Source organism: Pandoraea sp. (assembly GCF_041919235.1).
Classification (GTDB): domain Bacteria; phylum Pseudomonadota; class Gammaproteobacteria; order Burkholderiales; family Burkholderiaceae; genus Pandoraea.
In genome coordinates this window covers 19047-43461 of the sequence record NZ_JAYRUC010000020.1, presented here as the reverse complement: position 1 = coordinate 43461, position 24415 = coordinate 19047, and the positions used below count along the sequence as shown (strand labels likewise).

At 65.8% G+C, this 24415-nt stretch carries 28 protein-coding genes; 27 read left to right on the top strand and 1 reads right to left on the bottom strand.

Going from position 1 to position 24415, the window contains the following annotated elements; genetic code table 11:
- Window positions 1–85: 85 nt before the first annotated feature.
- From fliF to ACE3UG_RS16370, 27 genes are all read left to right on the top strand, one after another.
- Entirely contained in the window at window positions 86–1732 is a 1647-nt protein-coding gene (gene fliF, locus ACE3UG_RS16500) for a flagellar basal-body MS-ring/collar protein FliF (RefSeq protein ID WP_374625808.1), read from the top strand.
- The gene (locus ACE3UG_RS16495) at window positions 1716–2735 is read left to right on the top strand and encodes a FliG C-terminal domain-containing protein (RefSeq protein ID WP_374625806.1); all 1020 of its coding nucleotides are present in this window, start codon (window positions 1716–1718) and stop codon (window positions 2733–2735) included. Before fliF ends, ACE3UG_RS16495 begins: the two co-directional genes overlap by 17 nt.
- Window positions 2732–3460, top strand: a complete 729-nt coding sequence (locus tag ACE3UG_RS16490; protein ID WP_374625804.1) for a FliH/SctL family protein — start codon at window positions 2732–2734, stop codon at window positions 3458–3460. The genes ACE3UG_RS16495 and ACE3UG_RS16490 overlap by 4 nt, the downstream gene beginning before the upstream one ends.
- Window positions 3457–4737 (top strand): FliI/YscN family ATPase, encoded by a 1281-nt coding sequence (locus ACE3UG_RS16485; protein ID WP_374625802.1) that lies wholly within the window; start codon window positions 3457–3459, stop codon window positions 4735–4737. The genes ACE3UG_RS16490 and ACE3UG_RS16485 overlap by 4 nt, the downstream gene beginning before the upstream one ends.
- Complete coding sequence (locus ACE3UG_RS16480; RefSeq protein ID WP_374625800.1) at window positions 4734–5303, top strand: hypothetical protein; 570 nt, start codon at window positions 4734–4736, stop codon at window positions 5301–5303. Before ACE3UG_RS16485 ends, ACE3UG_RS16480 begins: the two co-directional genes overlap by 4 nt.
- Window positions 5291–6709, top strand: coding sequence for a flagellar filament capping protein FliD (gene fliD / locus ACE3UG_RS16475; RefSeq protein WP_374625798.1), 1419 nt, complete (start codon window positions 5291–5293; stop codon window positions 6707–6709). The genes ACE3UG_RS16480 and fliD overlap by 13 nt, the downstream gene beginning before the upstream one ends.
- Window positions 6710–6744: 35 nt before the next feature.
- Window positions 6745–7122 carry a flagellar export chaperone FliS gene (gene fliS, locus ACE3UG_RS16470; protein WP_374625796.1) on the top strand — a complete coding sequence of 126 codons (378 nt, stop codon included), beginning with the start codon at window positions 6745–6747 and terminating at the stop codon, window positions 7120–7122.
- Window positions 7115–7414 carry a hypothetical protein gene (locus ACE3UG_RS16465; RefSeq protein ID WP_374625794.1) on the top strand — a complete coding sequence of 100 codons (300 nt, stop codon included), beginning with the start codon at window positions 7115–7117 and terminating at the stop codon, window positions 7412–7414. The genes fliS and ACE3UG_RS16465 overlap by 8 nt, the downstream gene beginning before the upstream one ends.
- Before the next feature lie 13 nt (window positions 7415–7427).
- Window positions 7428–8747, top strand: coding sequence for a flagellar hook-length control protein FliK (locus tag ACE3UG_RS16460; protein ID WP_374625792.1), 1320 nt, complete (start codon window positions 7428–7430; stop codon window positions 8745–8747).
- Window positions 8744–9688 carry a FliA/WhiG family RNA polymerase sigma factor gene (locus ACE3UG_RS16455; RefSeq protein WP_374625790.1) on the top strand — a complete coding sequence of 315 codons (945 nt, stop codon included), beginning with the start codon at window positions 8744–8746 and terminating at the stop codon, window positions 9686–9688. Before ACE3UG_RS16460 ends, ACE3UG_RS16455 begins: the two co-directional genes overlap by 4 nt.
- A 14-nt stretch (window positions 9689–9702) precedes the next feature.
- On the top strand, window positions 9703–10575 hold the full coding sequence (locus ACE3UG_RS16450) for a motility-associated protein (protein ID WP_374625787.1): 873 nt from the start codon (window positions 9703–9705) through the stop codon (window positions 10573–10575).
- Window positions 10572–11441 carry an OmpA family protein gene (locus ACE3UG_RS16445; protein ID WP_374625785.1) on the top strand — a complete coding sequence of 290 codons (870 nt, stop codon included), beginning with the start codon at window positions 10572–10574 and terminating at the stop codon, window positions 11439–11441. Before ACE3UG_RS16450 ends, ACE3UG_RS16445 begins: the two co-directional genes overlap by 4 nt.
- A gap of 18 nt (window positions 11442–11459) precedes the next feature.
- Window positions 11460–11756, top strand: coding sequence for a flagellar biosynthesis anti-sigma factor FlgM (gene flgM, locus ACE3UG_RS16440; protein ID WP_374625783.1), 297 nt, complete (start codon window positions 11460–11462; stop codon window positions 11754–11756).
- The gene (gene flgN, locus ACE3UG_RS16435) at window positions 11753–12199 is read left to right on the top strand and encodes a flagellar export chaperone FlgN (protein ID WP_374625781.1); all 447 of its coding nucleotides are present in this window, start codon (window positions 11753–11755) and stop codon (window positions 12197–12199) included. Before flgM ends, flgN begins: the two co-directional genes overlap by 4 nt.
- Window positions 12200–12408: 209 nt before the next feature.
- Window positions 12409–12795 (top strand): flagellar basal body rod protein FlgB, encoded by a 387-nt coding sequence (flgB, locus tag ACE3UG_RS16430; RefSeq protein WP_374625779.1) that lies wholly within the window; start codon window positions 12409–12411, stop codon window positions 12793–12795.
- Between the two features lie 2 nt (window positions 12796–12797).
- The gene (gene flgC, locus ACE3UG_RS16425; RefSeq protein WP_374625777.1) at window positions 12798–13208 is read left to right on the top strand and encodes a flagellar basal body rod protein FlgC; all 411 of its coding nucleotides are present in this window, start codon (window positions 12798–12800) and stop codon (window positions 13206–13208) included.
- Entirely contained in the window at window positions 13205–13891 is a 687-nt protein-coding gene (locus tag ACE3UG_RS16420; protein WP_374625775.1) for a flagellar hook assembly protein FlgD, read from the top strand. Before flgC ends, ACE3UG_RS16420 begins: the two co-directional genes overlap by 4 nt.
- Before the next feature lie 15 nt (window positions 13892–13906).
- A complete protein-coding gene (locus tag ACE3UG_RS16415) occupies window positions 13907–15013 on the top strand; it encodes a flagellar hook protein FlgE (protein ID WP_374625773.1) in 1107 nt (368 codons plus the stop codon).
- Between the two features lie 4 nt (window positions 15014–15017).
- Window positions 15018–15749, top strand: coding sequence for a flagellar basal body rod protein FlgF (locus ACE3UG_RS16410; protein WP_374625771.1), 732 nt, complete (start codon window positions 15018–15020; stop codon window positions 15747–15749).
- A gap of 35 nt (window positions 15750–15784) precedes the next feature.
- Window positions 15785–16573 carry a flagellar basal-body rod protein FlgG gene (gene flgG / locus ACE3UG_RS16405; protein WP_374625769.1) on the top strand — a complete coding sequence of 263 codons (789 nt, stop codon included), beginning with the start codon at window positions 15785–15787 and terminating at the stop codon, window positions 16571–16573.
- A gap of 84 nt (window positions 16574–16657) precedes the next feature.
- Complete coding sequence (gene flgH, locus ACE3UG_RS16400; RefSeq protein ID WP_374625767.1) at window positions 16658–17293, top strand: flagellar basal body L-ring protein FlgH; 636 nt, start codon at window positions 16658–16660, stop codon at window positions 17291–17293.
- 11 nt (window positions 17294–17304) lie between these two features.
- Window positions 17305–18456 (top strand): flagellar basal body P-ring protein FlgI, encoded by a 1152-nt coding sequence (locus ACE3UG_RS16395; RefSeq protein WP_374625765.1) that lies wholly within the window; start codon window positions 17305–17307, stop codon window positions 18454–18456.
- 5 nt (window positions 18457–18461) lie between these two features.
- Window positions 18462–18809 carry a hypothetical protein gene (locus tag ACE3UG_RS16390; RefSeq protein WP_374625763.1) on the top strand — a complete coding sequence of 116 codons (348 nt, stop codon included), beginning with the start codon at window positions 18462–18464 and terminating at the stop codon, window positions 18807–18809.
- 24 nt (window positions 18810–18833) lie between these two features.
- The gene (locus ACE3UG_RS16385; RefSeq protein WP_374625761.1) at window positions 18834–20174 is read left to right on the top strand and encodes a hypothetical protein; all 1341 of its coding nucleotides are present in this window, start codon (window positions 18834–18836) and stop codon (window positions 20172–20174) included.
- Between the two features lie 26 nt (window positions 20175–20200).
- Window positions 20201–21109, top strand: a complete 909-nt coding sequence (locus ACE3UG_RS16380; protein WP_374625759.1) for a hypothetical protein — start codon at window positions 20201–20203, stop codon at window positions 21107–21109.
- Between the two features lie 44 nt (window positions 21110–21153).
- Window positions 21154–22344, top strand: a complete 1191-nt coding sequence (locus ACE3UG_RS16375) for a hypothetical protein (protein ID WP_374625757.1) — start codon at window positions 21154–21156, stop codon at window positions 22342–22344.
- A 162-nt stretch (window positions 22345–22506) separates the two neighbouring features.
- The gene (locus ACE3UG_RS16370) at window positions 22507–23733 is read left to right on the top strand and encodes a flagellin (RefSeq protein WP_374625755.1); all 1227 of its coding nucleotides are present in this window, start codon (window positions 22507–22509) and stop codon (window positions 23731–23733) included.
- A gap of 101 nt (window positions 23734–23834) precedes the next feature.
- Here ACE3UG_RS16370 and ACE3UG_RS16365 read toward each other — a convergent pair whose 3' ends face one another.
- Window positions 23835–24290: an N-acetyltransferase family protein gene (locus ACE3UG_RS16365; protein ID WP_374625753.1), complete on the bottom strand. Its 456-nt coding sequence runs from the start codon at window positions 24288–24290 to the stop codon at window positions 23835–23837.
- Window positions 24291–24415 lie beyond the last annotated feature (125 nt).

Genomic DNA, 24415 nt, shown 5'->3' with positions numbered 1-24415 from the left:
GCGTCCATTGCGTCGAGCCTATGCCATGTAACGGACGTCGGATTGCGATCTGGCCGATCCGTGACTGGGTCAAGTGAATCGACATATGGGAATCGACAACATTTTTCGTGCGCTAGGCAGTGCGGGCACGCGATCGCGTGAGCGATGGCTGAAATGGCGCGCGCAGCCATCGGGCTTTGCCGGACAGTTGCGCAGCGCTGTACCGATCGTCGTCGCCGCCGGCGCCATTACCGCAGCCACGCTCGCCTGGTACTCGCGCGATACCGGCTATGCGCCGCTGTTCGGTCAGCACCAGCGCATTCCGATCGCGCAGGCGACCGGCGTGCTGGAGGCAGAGCAGATTCCGTTCCGCATGCATCCGGACACCGGCGCGATTCTCGTGCCGCATGACCGGCTGGGCCGTGCGCGTCTCGCGTTGGCCGCCAAGGGGGTCACACCGGAGCTGCCGCCTGGGTTGGAGCTGGTCGACCGAGACGAGCGTCTGGGCGTGCGCCAGTTCGTGCAGGACGTGCGCTTTCGCCGCGGGCTCGAGGGCGAGCTTGCGCGCACCATCATGTCGATCGATGCCGTCGATGCCGCCCGCGTGCACATCGCCCTCGCACCGCAGACGTCGTTTGTCACGCATACCAAGGCGTCGGCCAGCGCGTCGGTGCTGATCTCCGTTCGACCGGGGCAAAAGCTTGCGCCGCAACAGGTGAGCGCCATCGTCAAGCTTGTGTCCGGCAGCGTGAACGGCCTGGCGGCGGAGCAGGTTTCCGTCGTCGACCAGAAGGGCACGCCGCTCACCGCGAATCTCGATCTGGACGACGCGACCTACGGCAACGCGGAAGCCCGCACCCGCTCGCGGGACGACGCGCTTCGCAACGTGCGCGGCCTGCTCGACGGCATTCTCGGACCCGAGCGCTATCGCGCGAGCGTGAGCATCGATCTGGACGAAGACCTCGTGTCCAACACCACCGAGGCGCTTGGCGCCGATCCGCGCCTGATGCAGGAAGCCGTGCGCGAAGCGCGTGATGGCGACGCCCTCGTCGGGGGCGTGCCGGGCGCGATGTCCAACCGCCCGGTGGATGCCGCGCCGCTGCTCGCTGGCGAGGACGGTGCGACGCGCACGACCTCGGCCACGCGTCAATTCGCCTATGACCGCTCGATTACGCAGACGAAGCGTCACCGTGCGCGTGTGCGTCAGATGCACGTGGCTGTCATGGTCGATGCGCAGGCCGCACCGAGCGCCAACGGCTGGACGCCTGAGACCCTCGCCGAACTTGAGCGCGCATTGCGCGCGGGCACCGGAATTCAGGCGGCGCGCGGCGACACCCTGGTCGTGAGCGCAATACCGTTCGCCGCGTTCGATGGTGCCGCGAAATTCGATGCGCCGGAAGCTGCTTCGCAGGGCTCGCGCTTTACCGATACGCAATTGAAGTACGCCGCCATCGCTGGCGCGGCAGCGCTGCTGATCGCGCTGGTTCTGTGGGCAGCACTGGCCCGGCGGGCGCGACGCCGTAAGGCCGCCGCACGCGCCGCCGAGGCGCAGGCCCTTGAGCGCAGCCGCCGCGAGGCCGAGAGCGCCGCACAGAATGCCGCGTTGCCGGCATTCGCCTCGGACTTGCCGCCCGCGTCGGACGCCTCGTTCGACACGAAGCTGGCACGGCTGACAACACTGGCCGACACCGAGCCCGAGCGGGTCGCCCAAATCATCAAACAATGGATTGGAACGCATGCTTCTTCCCGCTGACACTTCCGCACTGAGCGAGATCAATGGCGTCGACCGTGCCGCCGTCCTGTTGCTTTGCATGGGTGAGAAAGCTGCCGCCGCCGTGATGGCGCAGCTCGCACCCGCCGAACTGCTGCGTGTGGCCCATGCCATGTCGCGTGCAGGGAGCGTGAAGAAGCACGACGTGCATGCCATCGTCGACCGATTTCTCGATGCCTGCATGCAGCACGGCGGCGCGAATGCCGCACCGCGTGCCTATCTTGAGCGCTCGCTTGCCGCCGCGCTCGGCGAGGGCATCGCGAGTAACGTGCTCGATGGCATCTATGGCGACCGGGTGCGTCCCAAGCTGGCGCGTCTGCAGTGGGTGAGCGTGGCACGGCTGGCCGACGTGCTCTCGCGTGAGCATCATCGTATGCAGGCGTTGCTGCTCGCCTATCTGCCCGCCGATCTTGCAGGGCAACTGCTTCGTGCGCTGCCCGAGTCGCAACAGGAAGCCCTGTTGTTGGCGACGGCGCAGCTCACGCGTGTCGATCGTGAAATGCTGGTCGACCTGGAACTGATCGCAGACCGTTGTCTGGCCGGATTGTCGGCCGAAAACGCCGATGTTCCGGGCACCCGCCTTGCCGCGCAGATCATCGGCCATGTGCCCGACGATCAGAAGCGCCTCATGGAGGCGTTGCGGGCACACGACGCGTCGCTCGCCGAGTCGGTGGAGGCAAGCATGTACAGCTTCGACATCCTCACGTATCAGGCCCCGGAAATCATCGATCTTGCCGTGGGCGAGGTGCCGACCGACATTTGGGCCATCGCGCTCAAGGGGACGGACCCACGGATGCGGCAAGTGGTGCGCGAGCGGATGTCCCGCCTTCAGGAAGACGCGCTCACGCAGGCGATGCAGCGCCTTGGCGCGGTCTCCGCTGCGCGAGTCGAAGCGGCACGCAGCGAGATCATGGCCGTGCTGCGCGCGCGAGCGCGCGAGGCGGATCTCTTCCTGCGTCTGGCCGACGGCGAGGTGCTCGAATGAAGCCGCACCGCTTCGGCACGAAGTCCGATGTTGCAGCCCAGCGCGGCTGGGTGCCGGTACAACCCGATTTGGACACCCTGCGCGCGCAAGCCTTCTCGCAGGGTGTAGCGCACGGCGCCGCGCAGGCGCATGACGCCGTTTGGCAGGAAGCCTTCGACGCGGGGCGCACTGCCGGTGAACAAGCGGCCGAGGCTCGCTTGCAGGCGTCGTACGCGGCGCGGCTGCGCGAGGAACTCGATGCGGTGACGCTACCGCTCGCCGCACTGCACGCGGCACGCGAGCAGGTGCACGCGCGGCTCGCCGCGAATGCGATCGATCTGTTGAGTGAAGTGGCCGCCAGCGCGGTGCAAACGATCGTGCAGCGCGAGTTGCACGCGGCGCCCGCCGACATCGCCGGCGTTGTGCAGCGTGTGCTTTCGCAGTTGGGTGCGAACGACGAGGCCGTCACCGTCTACGTCAGCCCGGACGACGCCCAGGCGATCACGGCGCGCATAGGCGACGCGCCGTCGCACGCCGATGGGCACAACCCGGTGTGGCGCATCGTTGCCGATCCCTCGCTCGTTCGTGGCGAGAGTCGCGTCGACGTCGACGGCCTGTGGTACGACGCGGGCTGCGACAGCCGCCAGGCGGCCGTACAGGCCGTCATGCGCGAGCGTCTGGCGGCATGGGTCGAGGCGTCGGTACAAGCTCCGATGCCAGTCGCGACGCACGAGGCACGACGATGAACGGCGATATCGCGCTCGCGACTCCGATGGCGTTCGTCACCCGGGCACATGGCGCGGTGCTTGAAGCGCGAGGGCAACGCTTCCCGCTCGGGCAACCCTGTCGCGTGGAGACAACTGCGGGACGATGGACCGACGCCGAAGTGGTCGGGTTCGCCGACGGCGCGCTGCAGCTTTTGACGTATGCGTGTGTGGCCGACATTGTGCCCGGCGCGCGTGTCTTGCCCGGGGCGTCGACGCAGGCGCTGCGTATCGGGCCTTCGTGGCTCGGTCGCGTGGTCGATGCGTTTGGACAGCCGCTCGACGGCAAAGGCGCGTTGCGGGGCGATGCGCTACTGGATACCCATTGCTCGCCGCCGGCCCCGCTGGAGCGTCGCGCCATTACCGAGCCGCTGGCCGTGGGCGTGCGTGCGATCGATGCTTTGCTGAGTCTTGGAAAGGGGCAGCGCGTAGGACTGTTGGCTGGCAGTGGGGTGGGCAAGAGCGTGCTGCTGGGCATGATGACCCGGCAGACCGAAGCGCAAATCGTCGTGGTCGGCCTGATCGGCGAACGCGGGCGGGAAGTGGGTGAATTCATCAGCGAGACCCTCGGCCGCGCGGGCCTTGCCAAGGCGATCGTGGTTGCCGCACCGGCCGACGCGCCGCCCGCGCAACGGATGAAAGCCACCGAGTTGTGCCATGCCGTCGCCGCGCATTTTCGCGACGCAGGCCACGACGTGCTGTTGCTCGTCGACTCGCTCACGCGATATGCCATGGCGTGCCGCGAGGTGGCGCTCTCGCTGGGTGAGGCCCCCGCCGCACGCGGCTACCCGGTATCGGTGTTCGCGCGCTTGCCACGGTTGGTCGAGTGTGCGGGCAATGGCGCGGGCGCAGGCAGTCTGAGCGCGATCTACACCGTGCTGGCCGAGGGCGACGACTTGCAGGACCCCGTCGTCGACACGGCCCGCGCAGTGCTCGACGGCCATATCGTGCTCTCACGAGCGCTGGCCGACGCTGGTCACTACCCGGCGATCGATATCGGCGCGTCGGTGAGCCGCTGCATGACGCAAGCGGTGGGTGCACGCCACGCTGCGGCGGCGCGCGCGTTCAAGGCGCAGTGGCACGCGTATCAACAAATTCGCGAACTGATTCCGCTGGGTGCGTACGTGCCGGGCGCTCACGCCGAGACCGACCGCGCCGTGTCGCGGCATCCCGCCATGCGCGAGTTTCTGTGCCAGAGCGCGGCGGATGACAGCGCGCCGCGCGATCTGTGCGCGCGACTGGAGGCGTTATGTCGATGACCGCCAGGACGCCCCGCGCACTGCTCGCCCTGTTGTCGATGCGCGATCGGGAACTCGAGGCGGCACAACGCGATGGCCGGCAACTTGCGGAACGCCATCTACGGCTTGCGCGTAACGTTGCCCAGCTCACGCAGCTCTACCGTGCTGTGGCGATCGTCGGCACGCGCGCGAGCGCGCACAGCTTTCAGAATCGCGCCGATTACAAGCGCACGTTAGTGGACATGATCGAGACGCAGCAAGCGCCCATGGCGCAGTTGGTGCGCTGGCAGTCGGTGGCGGCGCAAGCGGTGCGCGAGGCCCAGCGTCGACGCGAAGGTGTGGCGACCCTTGTCGCCCGCCACGAAGCGGCGGCGCGGCAAGCGCGATTGCAGCGCGAGGCGCGCGAGCAGACCGCGCAGGCGCTGGCGATTTGGCAGCAAGGTGTCTCCACGCGTGAGCGAAATGGGGAAATCGCCCCGGGTCTTTGCGTTGACAGGGCGCGGGCGGCGGTCGCTTTGTTCGGGAAAACCACGCGTTTCGCGTCTCGTGAACAACCCGAACCAGGAGTTTCGCCATGCTGCAAGTGAAAGACCGTATCGAGAAGCTGGCCCAAGATGTTGCCTCAAACCGCATGCGCGCCGAGTTCGGCCGCCTGGGAAAGGATAAAACCAGCAATGATGCGCGCCAGAAGGGCGTCGCAACGCTGAAGGACGTTCTGGGCACCTTCGAGAAGCAATTGCGGCGCATTGGCGACAGCGCGGATCTGCGTCAGCACAAGGCGACGCAATCGGGCGACCAGGCGTTCTCCGTCAAGCTGGAGAAGGGCGCGCAGCAGCTCGATTTCGATGTGCGCGTGAAGCAGCTTGCAACGGTGCATCAGGTGCAGATCCAGGATGTGGCGGCGCTTGTCAACGGCAAGGTGGCGCTTGCGGGGAACGGCACGCCGATCGCGCTCGATACGTCGGGGCTGAATCTGACGACGCCCGAGGGCGTCAGGGAACTGGCCCGACGGATCAACGCCGATCCCCAACTGAGCGCAAGCGTTCGCGCCGATCTGCGTTACGTCGCCAGCGAAGCCGTGCCTCGCCTGTTGCTGACGGCGACGACGTCCGGACTCGATGCCCGGTTCAGCGTCAGGAATGGCGCCGACGCGGAAAGCGGGACGGTGCTTGCGAGAGGCGACAACGCGATTGTGAGTCTCGGCGGCCCATCGGGGCAAGACGAGGCGTATCCGACCAACGAAATAGCGCTGTTCTCCGGTATCCGCCTTTCGTTGAAGAAGGCGCATGCCGGCACCGACACCACGCGCGTGTCGGTCGTGCCGGACATGGAGGGCACGGCTGCCAACATGCGAGCCCTCGTTCAGGCGTACGACGCGCTGCGCAAGCAGGTGCGCGAACTGATGGACCCCGGCACGCCGGGCACGACCGTTTCACTTGAAGACGACGAGAACAACGCCGAAAGCCAACCGGCCGGTCCGTTCTATGCCGATACCAGCGTGCGGGCGTTGTTACGCGATCTGGAGCGCAATTTCGAGAAGGCCGTGACGATCGACGGCAAGACGTTCGATCCCGCCAAGTTCGGGGTGACGCGCAATGCCGATGGCTCAGTCACCTTCGACCAGAAGCGGTTCGAAGTGGCCTATGCCGAAGACAAGGAGCTGCTTGCCAAGTGGTTCGGCGAGAGCGCCGATGTCATGAAGCGCGATACCCAGGCCGACCTGGACAAGCAACCGGCGGGCATGCGACTGGCGGTGCGCGTCCGGGAATGGACCGACGAGATCACTGGCGTGCTGAAACATCGTACGGATAACGACGAGATCGCTGCTCGCCGCTTATCCGAACAACAAGACCGGTTGGAAACCCGCTTTCGCGCGCTTGTGGCGCGCTACACCGGCGAATTCGCTCGCGCAGAGCAGGTTCGCCAGCAAATGAACGAGACACGCAGCTTTGTCGACGCGCTCTTCCGTGGATCGCGAAAGTCCGACGAGTGATGCGCGTCGTTATCCTTTAGGGAGTCACACCGATCATGACTTACCAGCACTACCACGCGTCGGATCTCGATGCCCGCATCGCTGGCGCGACGCCGTTGCAGCTCATGCTGATTCTGCTCGACGGCCTGCTCGACGAGCTGGCCCGCGTGCGCGCGCACATCGAACATTCGCGCCATGACGCGCGCCTGCGCAGCGTTACCAAATGCCTGAATCTGCTCAATGGGCTGGCGTCGCACATCGATACCGCCGACGGCCCGGGCGTGACGCAACCGCTGGCGACCGTATATGACTTCTGCATGCGCGGCGTTGCACAGGCGAGCGTGGACCTCGATGTCGCCAAGCTCGACGAGGTGACGGCCGTGATCACGCAGCTCACGCAAGGGTGGCGCTCGCTGGAGACGCGGTGTGGCTGATGCGGCGACCTTTCGGGCGCTGGCGCGCGACTTGCGACGACATTCTGCGGCGCGCGAGTGGGACTTGCTGCAGGCCACCGATGCGCTGTTCCGGCGCGCGTGGCGGCAGGCCCCCGCGCCTGCCGCTCGCGACGCGTTGCTCGCGCAGGCCATGGCCGATGCGCGCATCGCGCACGACCAGGCTTACTTGCTGTGCCAGAGAGCCACGTCGGAAGCCCGTCGGCATCTGGCCGGACTCGGCCATTGGCGCGACGGTGCGCTTGGCTATCTGAGGATGCACGATGATCGTTGAACCTGGACGTCTCATGACTCGCCCCTGTGCGGACCGATCGGCCAGCGTGGCCGATGGCCCGCTGCCCGTCGGGCCGGCGCAGATCGTATCGGACGCCGAGGCCGGGATGGCGTCGCTGGCGTCGCTCGACTTTGCCGAGTCGCTGGGTCGCTCGGCGGCACAAGGGCTCGATCGGCGTGCACACGCGGGCGAAGCCGAAGCAATTCCGGCCGCGACGGCGCCGCAGGACGCATCGACCGCAGAGGATGCCCTCGCCGCGACGATGGTCGTCGAAGCGTCAATCGTGCCCGCGCCGCCTTTGGCTGCGTCGGATTCGGCGAACGCCTCCGAGACGCGCGATAGCGCCGGCTTCGATGGCGACGGCGGCAATGACGGCAATGACGGCAATGACGGCAATGACGGCGACGCGGCCGGTGCCGCGCCGACGATTCCGGTCGCGACGACGGACGCCGCTCGGAATCTTGCCGATCTCATGGACGCCATGAACACGCACGGGCGCGCGGACCGATCGACCGCCGATGCGGCGTCGTCGCAAATCGCGACGCTGCTCGCCGCGCATGAGCATCGTATGCGGGGCGCGCTCGGTAGCGTGGCACAGCCGCAGCGGGCCGATGCGGCTGTCGGGGGGGCGACGCTTACTTTTGCGCCTGACGCCGTTGCCCGTGTCGCGATACCCGGGGGAGCAACGCCCGCTGGCTTGCCGTTCGCAGTGCCATCGGGATCACCATTGGCGATGCCCTCAATCGCGGTGGAGCCGGCGACGCTGGCCGGTACCGCAACCGACGGTGGCGCGACGCACGCGCTTCGCGCGATACATCTGCCTGCGTCGTTTGGAAACATGTTCGCCGGTGATGCTCTGGCGGCCGTGGGTCCGTCGGGGTTGGCGAGCAATGCGGCGGTGCCGGGCGGACAACTGGGTGGATACGGGGTGGCGGGCGACGCCGTGGGCGTTTCCCGGGCGCTGTCCGAACACGTGCAGTCGATGACGGCCAACGGCACCCATGAGGCGCGCATGCGCCTGATGCCGGCTGAACTGGGCGAGATTGGTGTTGTGGTGCGCAAGTCACCCATGCAGCTCAGTGTGAACCTGCAAGTGGCGCGTCCCGAGGTGTTGAGCCTCGTTCAGGGAACGGCGGCGCTGCTGCGCGACATGCTCTCGCAGCGGCACGCCGGGGAAGTTGTTGTGAGCGTCGCGGGCCTGCCGCAATACGGTGGTGACGGTGCGTCGGGTCACGCGCGTGAGCGGCATTCGCGCGATGACCCGTCCGCCGAGGCGACCCCGAGCCGCGCGCTTGGCGTGGCGGATCGCGACGGCGAGACATTTCAGCTATGAATACTCTGATGTACGGCCCCGTCACGCGCGCGCGCGATGAAGTGCGCGACGCACGGCGAGATGCAGAACGTGACGCTGGCCGCGATGCCGAGCGTGGTGCTGCCGCTAATACGCCGCGCCATGACCCGCGCCCGGCGAAGGTCGACGGCGGGCGGCGTGCGTCGACGCGCACGCATGCGTCTGCCGCAGTGCCGTCGAGCGCCGCATGGCATGCGATGCCGGTGGCCGATGAGCAAGCGCACGTATTGCGTCTGATGCCGGTGGTCGCCCGCATCGTGCGCTCGCTGGCGCCGCAAACAAGCGTCGCGATTGCCCAGGAAGACATGACGCAGATTGCGCTGATCGCGGCACTCGATGCCATCCGGCGATACGGCCCGCCCGACGAGCGATTTGTCGCCTACGCCGCAACGCGTATCCGCGGCGCCGTACTCGACGAACTCCGGCGGCTCGACTGGCGCCCGCGCACGCTGCGTCAGGCGTCGCACCGGCGGCGCGATGCCGAGCGCGAACTGACGCGCTCGCTCGGGCGCGCGCCCACCCGCGAGGAACTGCGTGCGCACGCCGGGATGGACGCCGCCACGTTGGAAGAAGCCGAGATGGCCGAGTACGCGGAGAGCATCGCGAGCTTCGATCAGTTGCTCGCCGATGGGGGCATGGCGGCAAACGAGGCGCTGGTCGAGCGGCGCAGTCCGGAAGACTTGGTCGCGATGCGCCAGAGCCTGTCGCGCTCGCTCGATGCGCTCGACGAGCGCGAGCAGCGCGTCGTGCAGTTTTACTACGAATTCGATATGAATCTCGAGGAGATCGGTGAAGTGCTGGGGCTGACCCGGGCGCGGATCTGCCAGATTCATCAGGTGGCGCTCAGGAAAATGAAGATCGCCATGCAAGACGCAGGGCGACGCGGCGCGCGCACGGTGCGCGCCCCACAACGCAATTGTTAGACGAGGCAAAGGAAATGAAACTACTGCTACTTGGGGCTGCCGTTATCGCGGGTAGCGTGTTCGGCATGTTCTGGCTCAATGGCGGCCAGTTCGAAACCGTATTTCATGTGAACGAGCTGGTGCTCGTTCTCGGCACCGCGCTGGGCGCGTTTCTGGTCGGCAATACGTCGCGCGTGTTGGGCGACCTGCGTGCCGTCGTCGCGGCGGCCATGCGTCGTCGCCGTCATGGCGCGGCGTTCGAGCAGGAATTGCTCACGCTCACCTACACGCTGCTGCAAACCTCGGCCCGCGACGGCGATCGCGCGCTCGACGCGCATCTCGACGAGCCGGCGCGCAGCCCCATCTTCCAGCGCAGCGCGCACGTGCTGGCAAACACGAAGCTGGTCGACTTCACGGTCGACGCGTTACGTGTCGCGGCGCTGAGCAAGGGCTCGCGCGGTGAACTCGATAGCCTGCTCGCGATGGAAATCGACAGCCGGGAGCGTCGCATGATGCATCCGGTGCACGCACTTCACAAGCTTGCGGAATCGATGCCGGGCTTCGGCATCATCGCGGCGGTGCTCGGTCTGGTGCTCGCCATGTACGACATCGGCGCCGGTGCGGCGACGGCCATGATTACCCGTCAGGTGGCGGTGGCCATGGTCGGCACGTTCTTCGGCGTGTTCGCGTGTTACGCCGTGTTGAGCCCGATCGCGAACCGCCTGTCGCAGTCCGTCGCCGTCGAGATGACCGGCTACGAATGCGTGCGCGCGGCGATCGTTGCATTCCTGAGCGGAAAAACGCCGCTGCTCTGCGCCGATGCCGGGCGCCGCATGTTGCAATATGGCGAGTTGCCGAGCTTCAATGCGCTCGAAGCCTGGGTGCGAAACGCCGAGGACGGGCGATGAGCACGCGTCGTTCGCGCGCCCCGCAGGAAGAGGGCAGCCATGCCTGGAAGGTGGCGTTTGCCGACCTGTGTCTGGTGCTCATGTGTCTGTTCGTCGTGATGTGGGTGCTCGAGCGGCGCGTATTCGAGTCGCCGCCGGCATCGGAGGCGCAGGCGGTCGGCACGCTGACCTCAACCGCTCCGAATTCGCCGTCGCAAGGTGCGTCGGCCGCGCAGCTCGAAGCGCTCCCCAACGGTCAGTTCGAGTCGCCCGCCGACATGGCGCGTCTGGCCACTGCCGTGCAACAGCTCAGCCAAGCCGCCCAGTTGTCGGATCACGTGAGTACGTCCATCACGCCGGACGGACTGCGTGTGCGTCTGGCCGATTCCGACGAACGGGGCATGTTCGAGCGCGGCAGCGCGACGCCGTCGCCGGGCGCGCGCGCACTGCTCGCGCGCATCGGTGCGCTGCTCGCCGGTGTGGACAACGCCCTGATGATCGTTGGGCACACCGATGCCGTGAGATACCGAACTTCCGCTGCCGACGGTTACACGAACTGGCACCTGTCGTCGGATCGTGCGCTGGCTGCGCGTACCGCACTTGTCGGCGGGGGCCTGCCGATCGGACGCGTGCTCATGGCCGTCGGCATGGCCGACCACGCGCCGTTGCTGGCGGACAATCCCACCGCAGCGGCGAATCGGCGGATCGAATTCGTGGTGCTCACGAAGACCCGAGCGACGCAGCTGGCCCAGATGTTCGGCGCATCGCATGAGGCGGAAATCGTGCTCTCTGGGCATAACGCTCAGGCGGATGCCGCCGAGATCGCCAAATTGCCCGCGCGTTTAACAAATGACGGCGATCGGTCGCCTGATTCGAGTGAACCGTAATTTCCGAGGACTTCTCTCATGCCCAAGATCGACGCGATAGCCAACGTCATGCCCATCGACATGGTGCGCATGCGCCCGACGGCAGCCGACGCCAGGCCGTCTTCCAAGTCGCCTGCGCCCGCCGGTGCGGCACGCGCCGTGGTGGCAGGCGCGAGCGAATGGCTCGCGAATGCACAAGCCGCAGTGGAATCGGTTCCCCGTATCGACGCGGGCAAGGTCGCCCGAATCAGGGCGCTGCTCGCGAGTGGCGAGTTGACGTTCGACAGCGAGCGCGTGGCGAGCCGGATTCTCAACCACCACGGGATGCTGCGTTGAGCACCGATGCCCAGCGTCTGCGCGATACATGCGTGGCGCGCATCGTGGCCGATGTCGATGCCGATCTCGCGGACTACCGCATGCTGATCGAAACGCTCGACGCGCTGCATCGCGCACTCATCGACGAGGCGCGCGACGCACTCGTGCTCGCGCACGAGCGCGCGGCGAAACTGGTGAGTCGTTTGCAAGTCCGCGCACGACGCCGCGTGCAGTATTTGTCACAGGCGTTCGGCGAAGCGTCGGCCGATTCGATGGCGCCGGTGTTGCAGTGGCTTGATGCCCCCGCCCGGCAAACCTTCTCGGCGCGCTGGCAAGCACTTCAATCAAGCGCAGCCCGCTGCAAGGCGAGCAACGCGCGAAACCTGCACGATATCGGCACGCGCCTTCAGGCACTCGAAGTCGTGTTGTCCGCTGTCCCGGCGACCTACGCGCCCCAGCGGTAAGTCGCCATTGGCGCCCGTCGTCGTCGGCAGCATTGCGTAGCCGCAAAAAACGAAGTCAATAGAAAGAGCGCTACGCAAGCAACGTCTTTTGCCCAAAACCGGCCTGTCCGTTTGGGAAACCCGTCAATTTCACGCGCATTTGTGCCGCTTTTCGATAGTTTTGCCGAAAATGGGGGTGTTCGTTATCAGTCACCCATGGAGGCGGAGTTTTGCAGACATTTTTTGCTCAGGCGCTAGGCGTTCACGCGGCGGCTTTGCGCGCGAGAGAGGAGCGCACACGTGTGCTTGCGGCCAACCTCGCGAATGAGGCAACACCCGGCTATCAGGCGCGTGACCTCGATTTCGGTGCGCGGGTGCAGCAGCATCTGAATGCAGGCGCGGCACCGGCGCACGGCGCGCACGGATTCGATGCAAGCGCGTCGTCCGAGGCGCTGCGATATCGGGTGCCGATGCAGGCACGCGCCGATGGCAACACGGTTGAACTCGGTATCGAACAGGCGCTCTTTGCGCAGAACCTGTCCGACTGGCAGGCCAGTCTTTCCTTTCTGAATCGACGTCTTTCCGGATTGCAGAAAGTCATCGATGGAGGCCGTTGACGATGAGCTTCAGAGAAATTGCGGGAATCGCCGGCTCGGCGATGGCCGCACAAACGATACGACTGAACACGGTGGCGAGCAATCTCGCGAACGCCAGCGCTGTCGCGGGTGACGCCGAGACGGCGTATCGCGCACGCAAGCCGGTGTTCGCCACCGTGCTCGGTGAAGCACAAGGCGCGCAGCATGTGCAAGTGATCGACATCTACGAAAGCGAGGATTTGCCGCGCGTTGCGCACGAGCCGGGAAACCCGCTCGCTGACGCCGACGGCAACGTCTTCTATGCGAACGTGAACGCGATCGAGGAAATGACGGACATGCTCGATGCGTCTCGTGCGTTCCAGACCAATCTGGAAGTGCTCGCTCGCGTGCGCGCGGCGCAGCAGGAACTGTTACGAATCGGAGAGCGCGGATGACGTTCACTATTGGAAGCGACGACGTCGCACGCGCGGCAGCGGCCGGCAGCGACGCGGCGTCCGTGTCAGCGAATGGCGCGGGCGAAGAGATGCGCGAGATGTTTACGAAGCTGCTCGTTGCGCAGATTCGCAATCAGGATCCGCTGAACCCGACCGATCCGGCGCAGTTCGTCGCCCAGCTCACGCAACTGAGTCAGGCGGAGTCGATGCAGCAGGTCAGTCAGCGTGTGCTTGCGCAAACCAAGGTGCTCTCGGGCATGCAAGGGTACGCCTTGGGCAGCCATGTCGGCCGCGAAGTCAGCGTAGAGACGGCGAGCGTCGAGCGCGTGCAAGGTCAGCCGATTCGAGGCTCGGTCGATCTGCCTGCCCAGAGCGAGGGTGCGCAGATCGTGCTTCGCGGCAGCGATGGCAAGACGATCCGCAAGCCGCTGCCGGCGGCCTCGGGACGAACGGAGTTCCGCATCGACGACGCCTGGTTCGCCGAGAACAATCTGGGCGCGGGCAAGTTCGAGATTCATGTCCAGGCCGGCAGCGTGACGCTGCCGGTCCGTATTTCGGGCCGTGTCGAACGCGTGCATCTGGGAGATGCCGGGGCGCGTGTCGATGTGTCCGGCGTAGGTGCGGACATCGATGCGGCAAATATCAGGGAATTGTCGGGCAGTGCGCCATCGGGCGCGGCCTAAGAACAGGAGTACAGCATGAGTTTCGATATCGCCCTGTCGGGCATCAACGCGATCAATCAGTCGCTTGACACGATCTCGCAGAATATCTCCAACGTTTCTACGAAGGGATACAAGTCTGCAAGAACCAATTTCGCCTCGGCGATGGCCGAAGCGCAGCCCGCCGGCGTGAAGGTCAGCGGTACCGAGTATTCCGTCGGCGCCAGCGGCAGCCTGCAAAATTCCGGCAATCGCCTTCACCAGGCGATTCAGGGCGACGGCTTCTTCGTGCTCAAGGAGACGAACGGGCAGCGCGTTTATTCGCGCGTCGGCGATTTCAATGTCGACAAGAACAACACGCTGGTCGATGGCAGCGGCCGGGCGGTGCAAGGCTTTGCGCAGGGGCAGACGAACGTGTCGGATGTGACGATCGACAAGAGCCCGGTGGCGGCCCTGCCGAGCACGGCGATCAATGTCACGGGACGTTTGCCCAACCCGTTGCCGGCAACGCCCGGACTCGTCGGTGAAACGTCGGTCACGTTCCGCGACGCCGGCGGCGAACTCGCGGTCAGGAACCTGCGCTTCACCATGACGGCGGGCAGTCCCGCAGCGCTCGAGGTTGCCGAGGTCGACGGGAGCAATGCGACCGTGCTGGGCACACTCGATCCGACGACGATGGATCTGGCCCGCGCGCCGGGTACCGGGACCCTGCCGACGCTCGACTTCAGCGGCATGACCTATCAGCTTGGCGCATTCTCCGCGAGTGCGACCGAAGTCGGTGGCCGCGAGGCGGGCGAGTTCGTTCGTGCCCGTATCGACAAGGATGGGTCGGTGGTCGCCGAGTACAGCAATGGCGCGAGCGAAACGCGATATCAACTCGCCCTCGGCGAATTCGCCAACGCGGGCGGCCTCGCCCCCGCAGACGGAACCGTCTGGCGTGAAACCGGCGAGTCCGGCGTTGTTCAACTGCGTCGTCCGGGCGAGGGCGCCACGGGCGTGCTCGTGAGCAATTCGCTGGAAGGCTCGAACGTCAACGTCACGGACGAACTCGTGAACCTGATGTCCGCACAGCGCAACTATCAGGCGAACACGAAGGTGATCTCGACGCAGAACGAGATGATGCGCAACCTGATGCAGTCGATCTGACGCGATGGATGCTCTGATCTATACCGCCATGTCCGGCGCGCAACGCGCGCAGGACTCGCAACATGTCGTGGCGCAGAATCTCGCCAACGTGTCGACGACCGGCTTTCGCGCTTCGCTGGCCGTGGCGCAGGCCAATGCCCTGCCTGGGGCGGGGCTTGCATCGCGCCACTATGCCGTGCAGGCGCCAGCCGGTCTGGACGCCACCCCCGGCGTGCTCGAACCGACCGGGCGCGCACTCGACGTTGCCATCGATGGCGACGGCTATCTCGCACTCGCCGCGCGGCCGGAAGACGACGCCGACGTTGTCTACGCGCGCGGTGGTTCGCTCACGCTCGATGGCGACGGCACCTTGCGACTCCACGGTCGCGCCGTGTTGGGCGACGGCGGCCCGATCGTGGTGCCGCCGCATCGCGAACTCGACATCGGCGAAGACGGCACGGTGGCGGTGGTGCTTGAGGGGACGTCCGATCTCGTACCCGTCGGCCGTTTGCAACGGGTGCTCGCCCAGCCGGGTGACATGCGCAACGCCGGTCATGGCGTTCTCGTCAGCGAGGCCGGCGTGCTGCCTGGCGACGATGTCACGCTGCGTGGCGCGCATCTGGAGGCGAGCAACGTGTCGGCCGTGGGCGCCATGGTCCAGAGCATGAACGCGAGCCGCGACTTCGAAATGCAGATGCGCGTGCTCAAGATCGCCGACGACATGGCGGAAGGCGGCAATCGCCTGATGCGCAGCTAAACCGACTCCATCCCCCAAATTTCCTTCGAGATGTCATGAATCCCGCTCTTCTCATCGCCCGCACGGCGGTCCACGCGCAAGACGCGCAACTGCAAACCATTGCCAACAACCTGGCCAATGTGAATACAAAGGGCTTCAAACGCGACCGGCTTGCGTTCGAAGACACTTTCTATCGCGCCGCTCGCCCGGCGGGCGCCCGCACGCAAGGTGATGCGACGTTGCCCGGCGGCATGTATTTCGGCACCGGCGTGCGACTGGCCGGCACCCAGAAGCAGTTCCTTAACGGCGCAGAACAAGACACGCAGAACCCGATGGATATCGCCATCACGGGCCGCGGCTTCCTCCAGATCGAAATGCCCGACGGCGAGACCGCGTACACGCGTGCCGGCAATCTTCGCCTCGACGCGGACGGACGTATGGTCACGCAGGCGGGCCTTCCTCTTGTGGGCGATATCGTTGTGCCGCCAGGGGCTCGCGATCTGACGATCAGCGCCGATGGCGACGTGAGCGCGCTGGAGCCTGGCGACACCGAACCGACCTCGCTCGGCCGCCTGCAACTCGCCGACTTCGTGAACCCGTCCGGCCTGCGCCCGATGGGCAGCAACCTGTTCGCCGAGACCGCCGCGAGCGGACCGGCCATCGAAGGCAATCCGGGGGAGGAGAACCTCGGCCTGTTGCGGCAGAAGGCGCTCGAAGGCTCGAACGTCGTTGCCATCGAGGAGATGGTGAACATGATTACTGCCCAGCGCGCGTATGAGATGAGCACCAAAGTGCTGTCCGCTGCCGACAACATGATGCAGAGCCTCGCGCAGGTTGCGCGATAACGGACGGAGGCGACAATGACGGACGGGACTGACTGCCGGCCGCGTAATGCCCGGGTGGCAAATTTTGGCGCGCGCGTTGCTGTCATGGCGACGCTTGCCGCCACGCTCGCGGGCTGCGCGGGTTTTCTGCCACCGCAGCTCGAAGAGAGCGACGACCTGCCGAGCGTGGCCGAGATGTCTTCGCAAGGACAGGCGGGCGGTCTCTTCTCGGCCGGGCATGCATTGTCGCTGACGTCGGATCAGCGCGCGTTCCGTGCGGGCGACGTGCTGACGATCGTGTTGCAGGAGCAAACGCAGGCGAGCAAGCGCGCGGGCACACGCCTCGACAAGCGCAGCGACATGTCCATCGACGACGCCGTGGTGATGGGGCGCCCGCTCATTGGCGATACCGCGCTCGGTGCGCGACGGGGCTTTCGCGGAGACAGTTCGAGCACGGCCCAGAATACGCTGCGCGGCGCGATCACGGTGATCGTGCATCGTGTGCTGCCCAGCGGGCTGTTGCATGTGCGTGGCGAGAAGCGCCTGTTTCTCAACCAGGGCGAGGAAACCGTGCGCGTGGCCGGATATGTGCGCGCAGGCGATATCGATACGACCAACCGCGTGTCGTCGCTGCGGGTGGCCAATGCGCGTATTCAGTATTTCGGCACGGGTGCGCTCGCCGACAGCAACAATCCCGGCTGGCTGACGCGCTTCTTCAACAGCCAGTACGCACCGCTCTGAGGGGAGTCCGAATGTTCAGAATGCCTGCCGCGCCAGCGCGTGTGCCTCGATGGAGTGGCGCGTTGTTCCTGGCGACGACGATCGCCCTGCTATCGGCCTTGGCCATCACGCCCGCCGCCCATGCGCAGACCGTGCGCAACTACGTCAATGTGGAAGGCGTACGCGACAACCAACTCGTTGGCTACGGACTTGTCGTGGGGCTTGCCGGCACCGGTGACGGCCCGCGCTCGCGCCACTCCAGCCAGTCGCTCGCCAACCTGCTCAAGCAGTTCGGCGTCAGCATGCCGGAGAACGTGCAATTGCGCTCGCGCAACGTCGCCGCCGTCATGGTCAGCGCGACGTACCCGTCGGGCTTCCTGCGCGGGCAGACCATCGACATCACCGTGTCGTCGATGGGCGATGCGCGCAGCCTGCGCGGCGGTACGCTGCTGCTCACGCAACTGCGCGCGGTCGATGGGCAGACCTACGCGCTCGCGCAGGGTAATCTGGTCGTGAGTGGCGTGCAAGCCGAGGGCCGCAGCGGCTCTCGCGTGCAAAAGAATACGCCGACCGCTGGACGAATTCCCAACGGGGCGACGATCGAGCAGGAAATTCCGGTCCCGGTCGGTGAGGGCGGCACCATGCGCCTGAGCCTGAAGCGCCCTGACTTCCAGCTCGCGGCAAATATTGCCGACGCCATCAACGCCCGCTTTGGCGAGCGGTTGGCGCAGGCAAAGAACGGCAGCACCGTCGAGGTGACGGCGCCCGAGGACGCCGATGCACGCGTGCGCTTTCTCGCAGACGTCCATTCGTTGTCCGTGCCGGGGGTGCGGCGGGTGCCGCGTGCGGTGATCAACGCGCGCTCGGGCACGGTGGTGATCTCGCAGGGCGTGACCGTTCGCCCGGTCGCGGTGTCGCACGGCTCGTTGCGCGTGACGGTGACCGAGTCGCCCGTGATCTCGCAGCCGGCGCCGTTCTCTCGCGGTCGCACGGCCGGTGCGCCGCGCTCGCGCGTCGACGTGCTGGAAGACGACATGGACATTCACGTTTGGCCGGCCGGCGTCGATCTGCAGACCATCGTCGACAGCCTGCGCCGCTCCGGCGCGACACCCGACGACGTGATTTCGATTCTGCAAGCGCTGGACGAAGCCGGTGCGCTCGATGGCGAACTGCACGTGATTTGAGAGAGATGATGACGCCGATGATGCCCAACGATTTGCCAATTTCCGCGACCGGGTCGCCTTTGCATGATGCAGGCGCAACGCCGGTGGCCCCGAACGAGAAACTGGAATCTGCCGCCGAGCAGTTTGAAGCGATCTTCGTCGCGCGCCTGCTCGGTGAGATGCGACGCGCGACCCAGGCGTTGCGCGACGACAACGACGACGCTGGCGGATTGGGCAAGCGCGATCGCTCCGCCGATGGACTGCATGAATGGGCGGACACGCAGGTTGCACAGGCGCTTGCGTCGCGTCGCGCATTCGGCATTGCCGACACGATCATCCGGCAAATGTCGGGCGCCAAGCGAGCGCCCGACTAACTCCGACAGGACAGTGACTCAACCATGAATATGCTGAACATCGCCACGCAAGGCGTGAAAACTGCGCAGTCCCTGCTCGATAACGAGGCGCTCAACATTTCGCAGATGAGCAATTCGGCGTATACGCGGCGCGACGTGCGCGTAACGTCACGCGCGGACGGTACGGTGCAGGCGCAAGAAGTGGTGCGCGTGGCCGGGTTGGAGCAACGGCGTCAGTTGTGGCGCGCGGTGTCCGGATCGCGCGAGCTCGACGTTCAGAAGCCGTACGCCGACGCGTTGCTCACGCAATTGGGGGGCACCGATGTCGCCAGCGATCCGCTCGGTTTGCGCGCCTTCGTCAAGGCGCTCGATCACGAGGCCCAGACGGTCGGCAGCGACGTTCACGCCGACGAGGTCTTCGCGGCATTGGGGCGCGTCGCCGAACGCACGAACACGATGTTCTCCGCGCTGGAGCGCATGCGCGAGAACCTCGACACGGTACGCACGGGCGAGGCCGAAAAGGTGAACCGCCTGGCGGCCACGCTGGCGGATCTGAATCGTCTGCACCGGCTGGCGCCGGACGAGGCGGGCCGCCTGGCGATCGAAGACCAACGCGATCAGACGCTGGGCGAGTTGGCGTCGTTTCTCGACGTGGACGTGCGAGAAGACGCCAGCGGCGCGTATCACGTGCTCACGCGAAGCGGGCACCCGCTGGTGCTGGGCAAAAGCGCCGCGCAGCTCGAAGCCCGTGCGGGCGGCGGCTATGCGCTCGTTGCCGGCGCGTCGCGCGTGAGCCTTCCGGCTGACGGGCTTGGCGGGCTTGGCGGGAGTTTGGGGGGGCTCGACAGATTTCTCGCGCGAGAGCTCGATCCGCGCATTGCCGACGTAGCGGAAGTGGCACGCACGGTCGTCGATCAATTGAACCGCGCGCACGCCGATGTCGCAACGGGACCCTTCACCGATACGCCGCTGTTGTCCCTGCGCGCCGGGCCGGGGGGCATGCTGCAGATGGTGCGCACGATCCAGACCCCGCAGGACCTCAATCTCAATGCGGATAGCGTCAATGCAAACGGCAAAACGTTGCATCGCCTGAAGGGCGCGCTGGCCGCTTCGGTGCCGCTCTCGGGCCGCGTGGGCACTCCGCTCGCGGAAGCCATGAGTGCGTTGGCCGCCGAAACCGGTCGTCGCGCGAGCGCCGTCGAGGAAAGCGCGGCGTCGGCCGGCGCGGTGCTGGTCTCGGCACGCACGCAGTTCCAGAAGCAGGCCGGGGTCGACGAGACCGAGTCCGGCGGTGCGCTCATGGCCTACATGAAACTCTACCGCGCGAACGCCCGGGTGGCGTCGGTGGCCAACGAGCTGTTCGACGCCACGCTGGCGATGGTCTGAGCGGCGTTCGGAAAAAGGAAATTACCATGCAAATCCATCATCACTTCAGCCGCTTCGAGCGTGAGCATACGCTGCGCGACATGAGCGAGCGGCTCGAACGCATGACGGAGCACGCACGTGAAGAAAAGCGCGTGCTTCGCGCCTCGGACGATCCGGTCGATTTCGAGCGCATCGCGCGCATCGACCGGCAGCAGCGCAACGTCGAGCGTCGCACGACGGTCATCGCAAGCCTGGAAGCCGATCTCAAACAAACGAGCGTGAGCCTCAAGAATGTATACGACCGGTTGAGCGCGTTCAAAAGCGACGTGTCGCTGAAAGCCGACTTGCTCAGCGTGGGCGACGCTCAAGGTTACGCCGGCAAGATCAACGATCTGATGAACGGTCTCGTCGGCGCGTTCAACACACGGCGTGCGGACGGGAGCTATCTCTTCTCCGGCAGCGGCGCGCCCATGACGGACACGGCCGGGCCGGGCGCTGCGGCGCCGAACTTCGCGCTCACGGGGAACGCGCAAGCGCCAACCCCTGTCGAGATTGGCGACGGCCTTTACCATACCAACCCGCCGCAGATGTGGCAGGGGTTGCCGGATCTGCTCAACCGTCTTGGGGCCGCAGCGGCAACGCTCACGCATGGGGGCCACGCAAGCGCGACGGCGGATGCGATCGTCGTGCTGCGCGACCTCGCCGGGCCGATTGACGATCAGGCGCGGCAGATCGCCGACATTCAATTCGTGAACGACCACAGCGCAAAGCGCCTGGATGCAGTGCGCAAGGATCACGTGCTGCAAAGCGAAGTCCTCGTCAAGGCGCGTGTCGCCATCGAGGGCAAGAGTGCTACCGAGGCATTGCCGGAACTGCTGGCCATGTATCGTGCCATCTCCGCTGCGCGCACGGCCCATGCCGAGGTAGGCAAGCTGTCGTTTTTCGATGTCATTTGATGGCGTCCTGTGTGCGTATCGGCTGACCGGACAGGACATCTTCCATGGTTGACGTGATTCGTGAGATTCCCGGGAGCGCTGCGCTCGATGACGCGCTCATCGCAGCGCGCGTGAATCCGCGCACGAGCGGCGCGGCGCAACCCGGCACGCCCACGCAGGCAACGCAGGCAACGCAGGCAACGACGCGCGCGCGCTCGCCAAACGCCGCACCGGGCGTGCGCGGCGCGGCGCGCGCTGGCGCGACATTGCGGACCGAGCCATCGCGGGTCGAGAAGTTCGACGGATCGCGTGTTGCGCGGGTGTCCGAACTGATTTCGCAGCATGCCACGGCGAGTCGTGCGAGCGCCGGCGCGCAATGGCTATCTCGGCTTCACGCATCGGCTGGCGTGGCGCTGGCGTCGCTCTCGCGCTGGCAGGACGGAGATCCGGTATCTCAGGCGCAGGCACGCCGTGCGCTCGACGCCCTCGGCGCCGAGTGGCAAGCACGCGAGCGCGCCAGCCTGGGCACGGTCGACGACCGGTTGCATTTCGATGCACACGGCCGCGCCCCGCGACGCTTCACCATCGACGGCGTCGCGCCCGCGCAGTGGCGCACATCGAAGACCGAGCAACTGACGCTCTATCCGGCGGGGCCGTATCGCGCCGGCGTCGAGATCGACGTGGCGAACGCGCTGTCGCAGGCGGGATTGCGTCGACGCACAGCGGGAGCACTGGCGGCCTATGGCATCACGCTTGAGCCGCCGCCCCCTGAGCGCGGGTGGGTCATGAGCACGCCGGGCGCCGCCTGGCCGTTGCTGGCGTCGCGCCTCGCGGTCGCCCAAACGGTTGCGCCCTCGGCAGCGTCGGCCATGCCCGGCGGTGCAGACGGCAACCCGATGCGCGCAACGCTTCGCGACGCGCCCGATGCCATCGCCCCCCAGACGTGGCGAGTCGATGGGCCGGACGCCGTTGCAACGACTCGACGCAAGGTCGCGTCGATGGTGGGGGCGATTCGCACGGCGCATGCCCTTGCAAAGAACGCAGCGAAAGCGTCTGCGCAGGCGGTCCACCGGTCCGTGTCGACCGACGCGCGTGCCGCCCCCGACGGGTCGGCCTACGACGCTGCACTGGCGTCGGCGAAGGCCTGGACATCGCGCTTGGACAAACAACCGCCCTTCGTGGCACTCACGCTGGCGATGCCGAAGGGAATGCCGGTCACGCGCGCGAACGCGCGTGCACTGCTTGGCGACGTTTGAGCCACGGTGTCGGCGCCCGATGACCGAATCTGGACGCGGCACATGCAGATGGGAAAAATCACCTCGGAAATGCATTAACAATTGCTGCGCAGGGACGCCTTAACACGGTGAGGCAGGCAATTCGGTCTGCCAAATCGCTCACCAGAACAAGGAGCCCTAGCAATGTTGACTCTGCATACCAACGTGGCGCAAATGTCGTCGCTGAACTCGCAACGCAGCACCGGCGGCAAGCTGAACGCCATCATGCGCGATCTGTCGACCGGCAAGAAGAACGACCTTTACAAGAACGACCCGGCGGCTGCCCGTATTTCGGCCATGCTCAATATGCACGCCAGCGGAACCAAGTCGGCGATCGGCAACATGAAGTACGCTCAATCGACCACCCGTGTTGCACAGGGCGCGCTCGACAAGGCCAACGAATTGCTCGTGACCATGAAGGATCTGGCCACGCAAGCCAAGGACGGTTTGAAGGGCGACGCCGAGAAGGCCGCGCTGCAGCAGCAATACACCAACAACGCGCAAGCGCTCCAGGCAATCTTCGAGAACACCACCTTCGCCGGTAAGAACCTGCTGAAGATGGATTTCAGCGGCAACTCGACCGGTATTCTCGCTGCGGGCAAGATCGACCTGCAAGTCGGTGCCGGCGCAGCCGAAACGAAGGTCCTCGACCTCAGCAGCGACCTTCGTAGCCTGTTTGCAAGCGTTGGCAATGCCACCGCCAATTTCGGCGCACGGACGACCCCGTCGTACCCGGCCAGTAGTTCCTTGAAGGACGCCATGGGGGCAGGTACGGATGATGAGGCGGCCGCTGAACTGGTCCAGGAGCTTTCGCAAAAGGCTGGCATCGGTGCGATCCTGAGCAAGGTTCAGAACGGCTCGAACTCCGCAACCTGGGAGACTTCGTTGACAGCGGTGATTGAAGCTGCGGCGGGCGCCACTCGTGCTGATTTCGATGCATTGCGCACGGCGCTCACCACACCGCTGAATGGTTTGGTGGCGACTGCGGGCAACACGCTTACCATGAGCGAGCACGCACAGCTCTTCAACGCATTTGACGAAGTGCTGAACGCGCGATTCAACTCGCCGGTTACGCAACTGGTCGACGCCAGCTCGGCTTCCAACGCCATCACCGACCTCGAATCCGCGATCGGCCAACTCGCCACCGTTCAAGCCAGCATCGGCGCCGCGATGATGGATCTGGATGGCCGCGAGGAAGTTCAGTCGACGCTGCTGCAGAACACGCGTGAAGCGAATTCGCGTCTGAACGAAGTGGACTTCGCTGAGTCGGTGTCGGAGCTGACCAAGCTGCAAACGCAGATGAACGTGAACCTGCAAATGCTGCAAAAGGCCGGCGAAATGCCGAGCATGATTCAGATGCTGTTGCGCTAATAGCGTTGCATCGGCCGGTCGACGTTTTCCGGCCGGTCAGTCTGAACCGAAGAGCCAACGGCTTCGTGCCGTTGGCTCTTTCGTTTTATGAGGGCGAGCGTTCATTGAAGGAAATGCTCGAGAATGTCATCACCCGCATCGTCTCGCTCCCCCGTCGGCGTCCAGCCCAGCTTGCGATAGAAGCCATACGAGCGAGAGGCCGGATCGGCCGAGCAAGCGAGAAACAGCCGATGGAAGCCTCGCGTTCGAAGCGCGTCGACCACCCGCTGCAAGAGGGCGCGACCCACTCCCAGACCTTCATGCTCGGGCAATACGGCGAGCACAAGAATTTCTCCCGTCTGGGCATCCGCAAAGCAATAGCCGATCACTTGATCGTCCACGCAGCATACATATCCCGGTACTGCACCGCTTTCGATGGCGTCGTGCCAGGTTTGCGCCGAGATGCCCAACGCCAACAACGCGTCGGCAGAAAACGCATTCTCACGGGTTCGACCGCGAATGTCGATACAGATGGCCGCATCGTCCGGACGTGCCGCCCGATAGCTTCTATGTGTCATGATCGCTCCAGGAAATTTGAGGGGTGCAAGCGTGTCTGCGCGAACGCGGACGGTGCCTGACACGATGCGACAAAGCGCCAACGACGGTCATGCCGCTGGCGCTTTGTCATGGTGTTCTCGAAGAC

Bases quoted from the DNA above. Each gene is read 5' to 3' on its own strand.
- fliF (WP_374625808.1), top strand. From the start codon at position 86: ATGGGAATCGACAACATTTTTCGTGCGCTAGGCAGTGCGGGCACGCGA.
- ACE3UG_RS16495 (WP_374625806.1), top strand. From the start codon at position 1,716: ATGCTTCTTCCCGCTGACACTTCCGCACTGAGCGAGATCAATGGCGTC.
- ACE3UG_RS16490 (WP_374625804.1), top strand. From the start codon at position 2,732: ATGAAGCCGCACCGCTTCGGCACGAAGTCCGATGTTGCAGCCCAGCGC.
- ACE3UG_RS16485 (WP_374625802.1), top strand. From the start codon at position 3,457: ATGAACGGCGATATCGCGCTCGCGACTCCGATGGCGTTCGTCACCCGG.
- ACE3UG_RS16480 (WP_374625800.1), top strand. From the start codon at position 4,734: ATGACCGCCAGGACGCCCCGCGCACTGCTCGCCCTGTTGTCGATGCGC.
- fliD (WP_374625798.1), top strand. From the start codon at position 5,291: ATGCTGCAAGTGAAAGACCGTATCGAGAAGCTGGCCCAAGATGTTGCC.
- fliS (WP_374625796.1), top strand. From the start codon at position 6,745: ATGACTTACCAGCACTACCACGCGTCGGATCTCGATGCCCGCATCGCT.
- ACE3UG_RS16460 (WP_374625792.1), top strand. From the start codon at position 7,428: ATGACTCGCCCCTGTGCGGACCGATCGGCCAGCGTGGCCGATGGCCCG.
- ACE3UG_RS16455 (WP_374625790.1), top strand. From the start codon at position 8,744: ATGAATACTCTGATGTACGGCCCCGTCACGCGCGCGCGCGATGAAGTG.
- ACE3UG_RS16450 (WP_374625787.1), top strand. From the start codon at position 9,703: ATGAAACTACTGCTACTTGGGGCTGCCGTTATCGCGGGTAGCGTGTTC.
- ACE3UG_RS16445 (WP_374625785.1), top strand. From the start codon at position 10,572: ATGAGCACGCGTCGTTCGCGCGCCCCGCAGGAAGAGGGCAGCCATGCC.
- flgM (WP_374625783.1), top strand. From the start codon at position 11,460: ATGCCCAAGATCGACGCGATAGCCAACGTCATGCCCATCGACATGGTG.
- flgC (WP_374625777.1), top strand. From the start codon at position 12,798: ATGAGCTTCAGAGAAATTGCGGGAATCGCCGGCTCGGCGATGGCCGCA.
- ACE3UG_RS16420 (WP_374625775.1), top strand. From the start codon at position 13,205: ATGACGTTCACTATTGGAAGCGACGACGTCGCACGCGCGGCAGCGGCC.
- ACE3UG_RS16415 (WP_374625773.1), top strand. From the start codon at position 13,907: ATGAGTTTCGATATCGCCCTGTCGGGCATCAACGCGATCAATCAGTCG.
- ACE3UG_RS16410 (WP_374625771.1), top strand. From the start codon at position 15,018: ATGGATGCTCTGATCTATACCGCCATGTCCGGCGCGCAACGCGCGCAG.
- flgG (WP_374625769.1), top strand. From the start codon at position 15,785: ATGAATCCCGCTCTTCTCATCGCCCGCACGGCGGTCCACGCGCAAGAC.
- flgH (WP_374625767.1), top strand. From the start codon at position 16,658: ATGGCGACGCTTGCCGCCACGCTCGCGGGCTGCGCGGGTTTTCTGCCA.
- ACE3UG_RS16395 (WP_374625765.1), top strand. From the start codon at position 17,305: ATGTTCAGAATGCCTGCCGCGCCAGCGCGTGTGCCTCGATGGAGTGGC.
- ACE3UG_RS16390 (WP_374625763.1), top strand. From the start codon at position 18,462: ATGATGACGCCGATGATGCCCAACGATTTGCCAATTTCCGCGACCGGG.
- ACE3UG_RS16385 (WP_374625761.1), top strand. From the start codon at position 18,834: ATGAATATGCTGAACATCGCCACGCAAGGCGTGAAAACTGCGCAGTCC.
- ACE3UG_RS16380 (WP_374625759.1), top strand. From the start codon at position 20,201: ATGCAAATCCATCATCACTTCAGCCGCTTCGAGCGTGAGCATACGCTG.
- ACE3UG_RS16375 (WP_374625757.1), top strand. From the start codon at position 21,154: ATGGTTGACGTGATTCGTGAGATTCCCGGGAGCGCTGCGCTCGATGAC.
- ACE3UG_RS16370 (WP_374625755.1), top strand. From the start codon at position 22,507: ATGTTGACTCTGCATACCAACGTGGCGCAAATGTCGTCGCTGAACTCG.
- ACE3UG_RS16365 (WP_374625753.1), bottom strand. From the start codon at position 24,290: ATGACACATAGAAGCTATCGGGCGGCACGTCCGGACGATGCGGCCATC.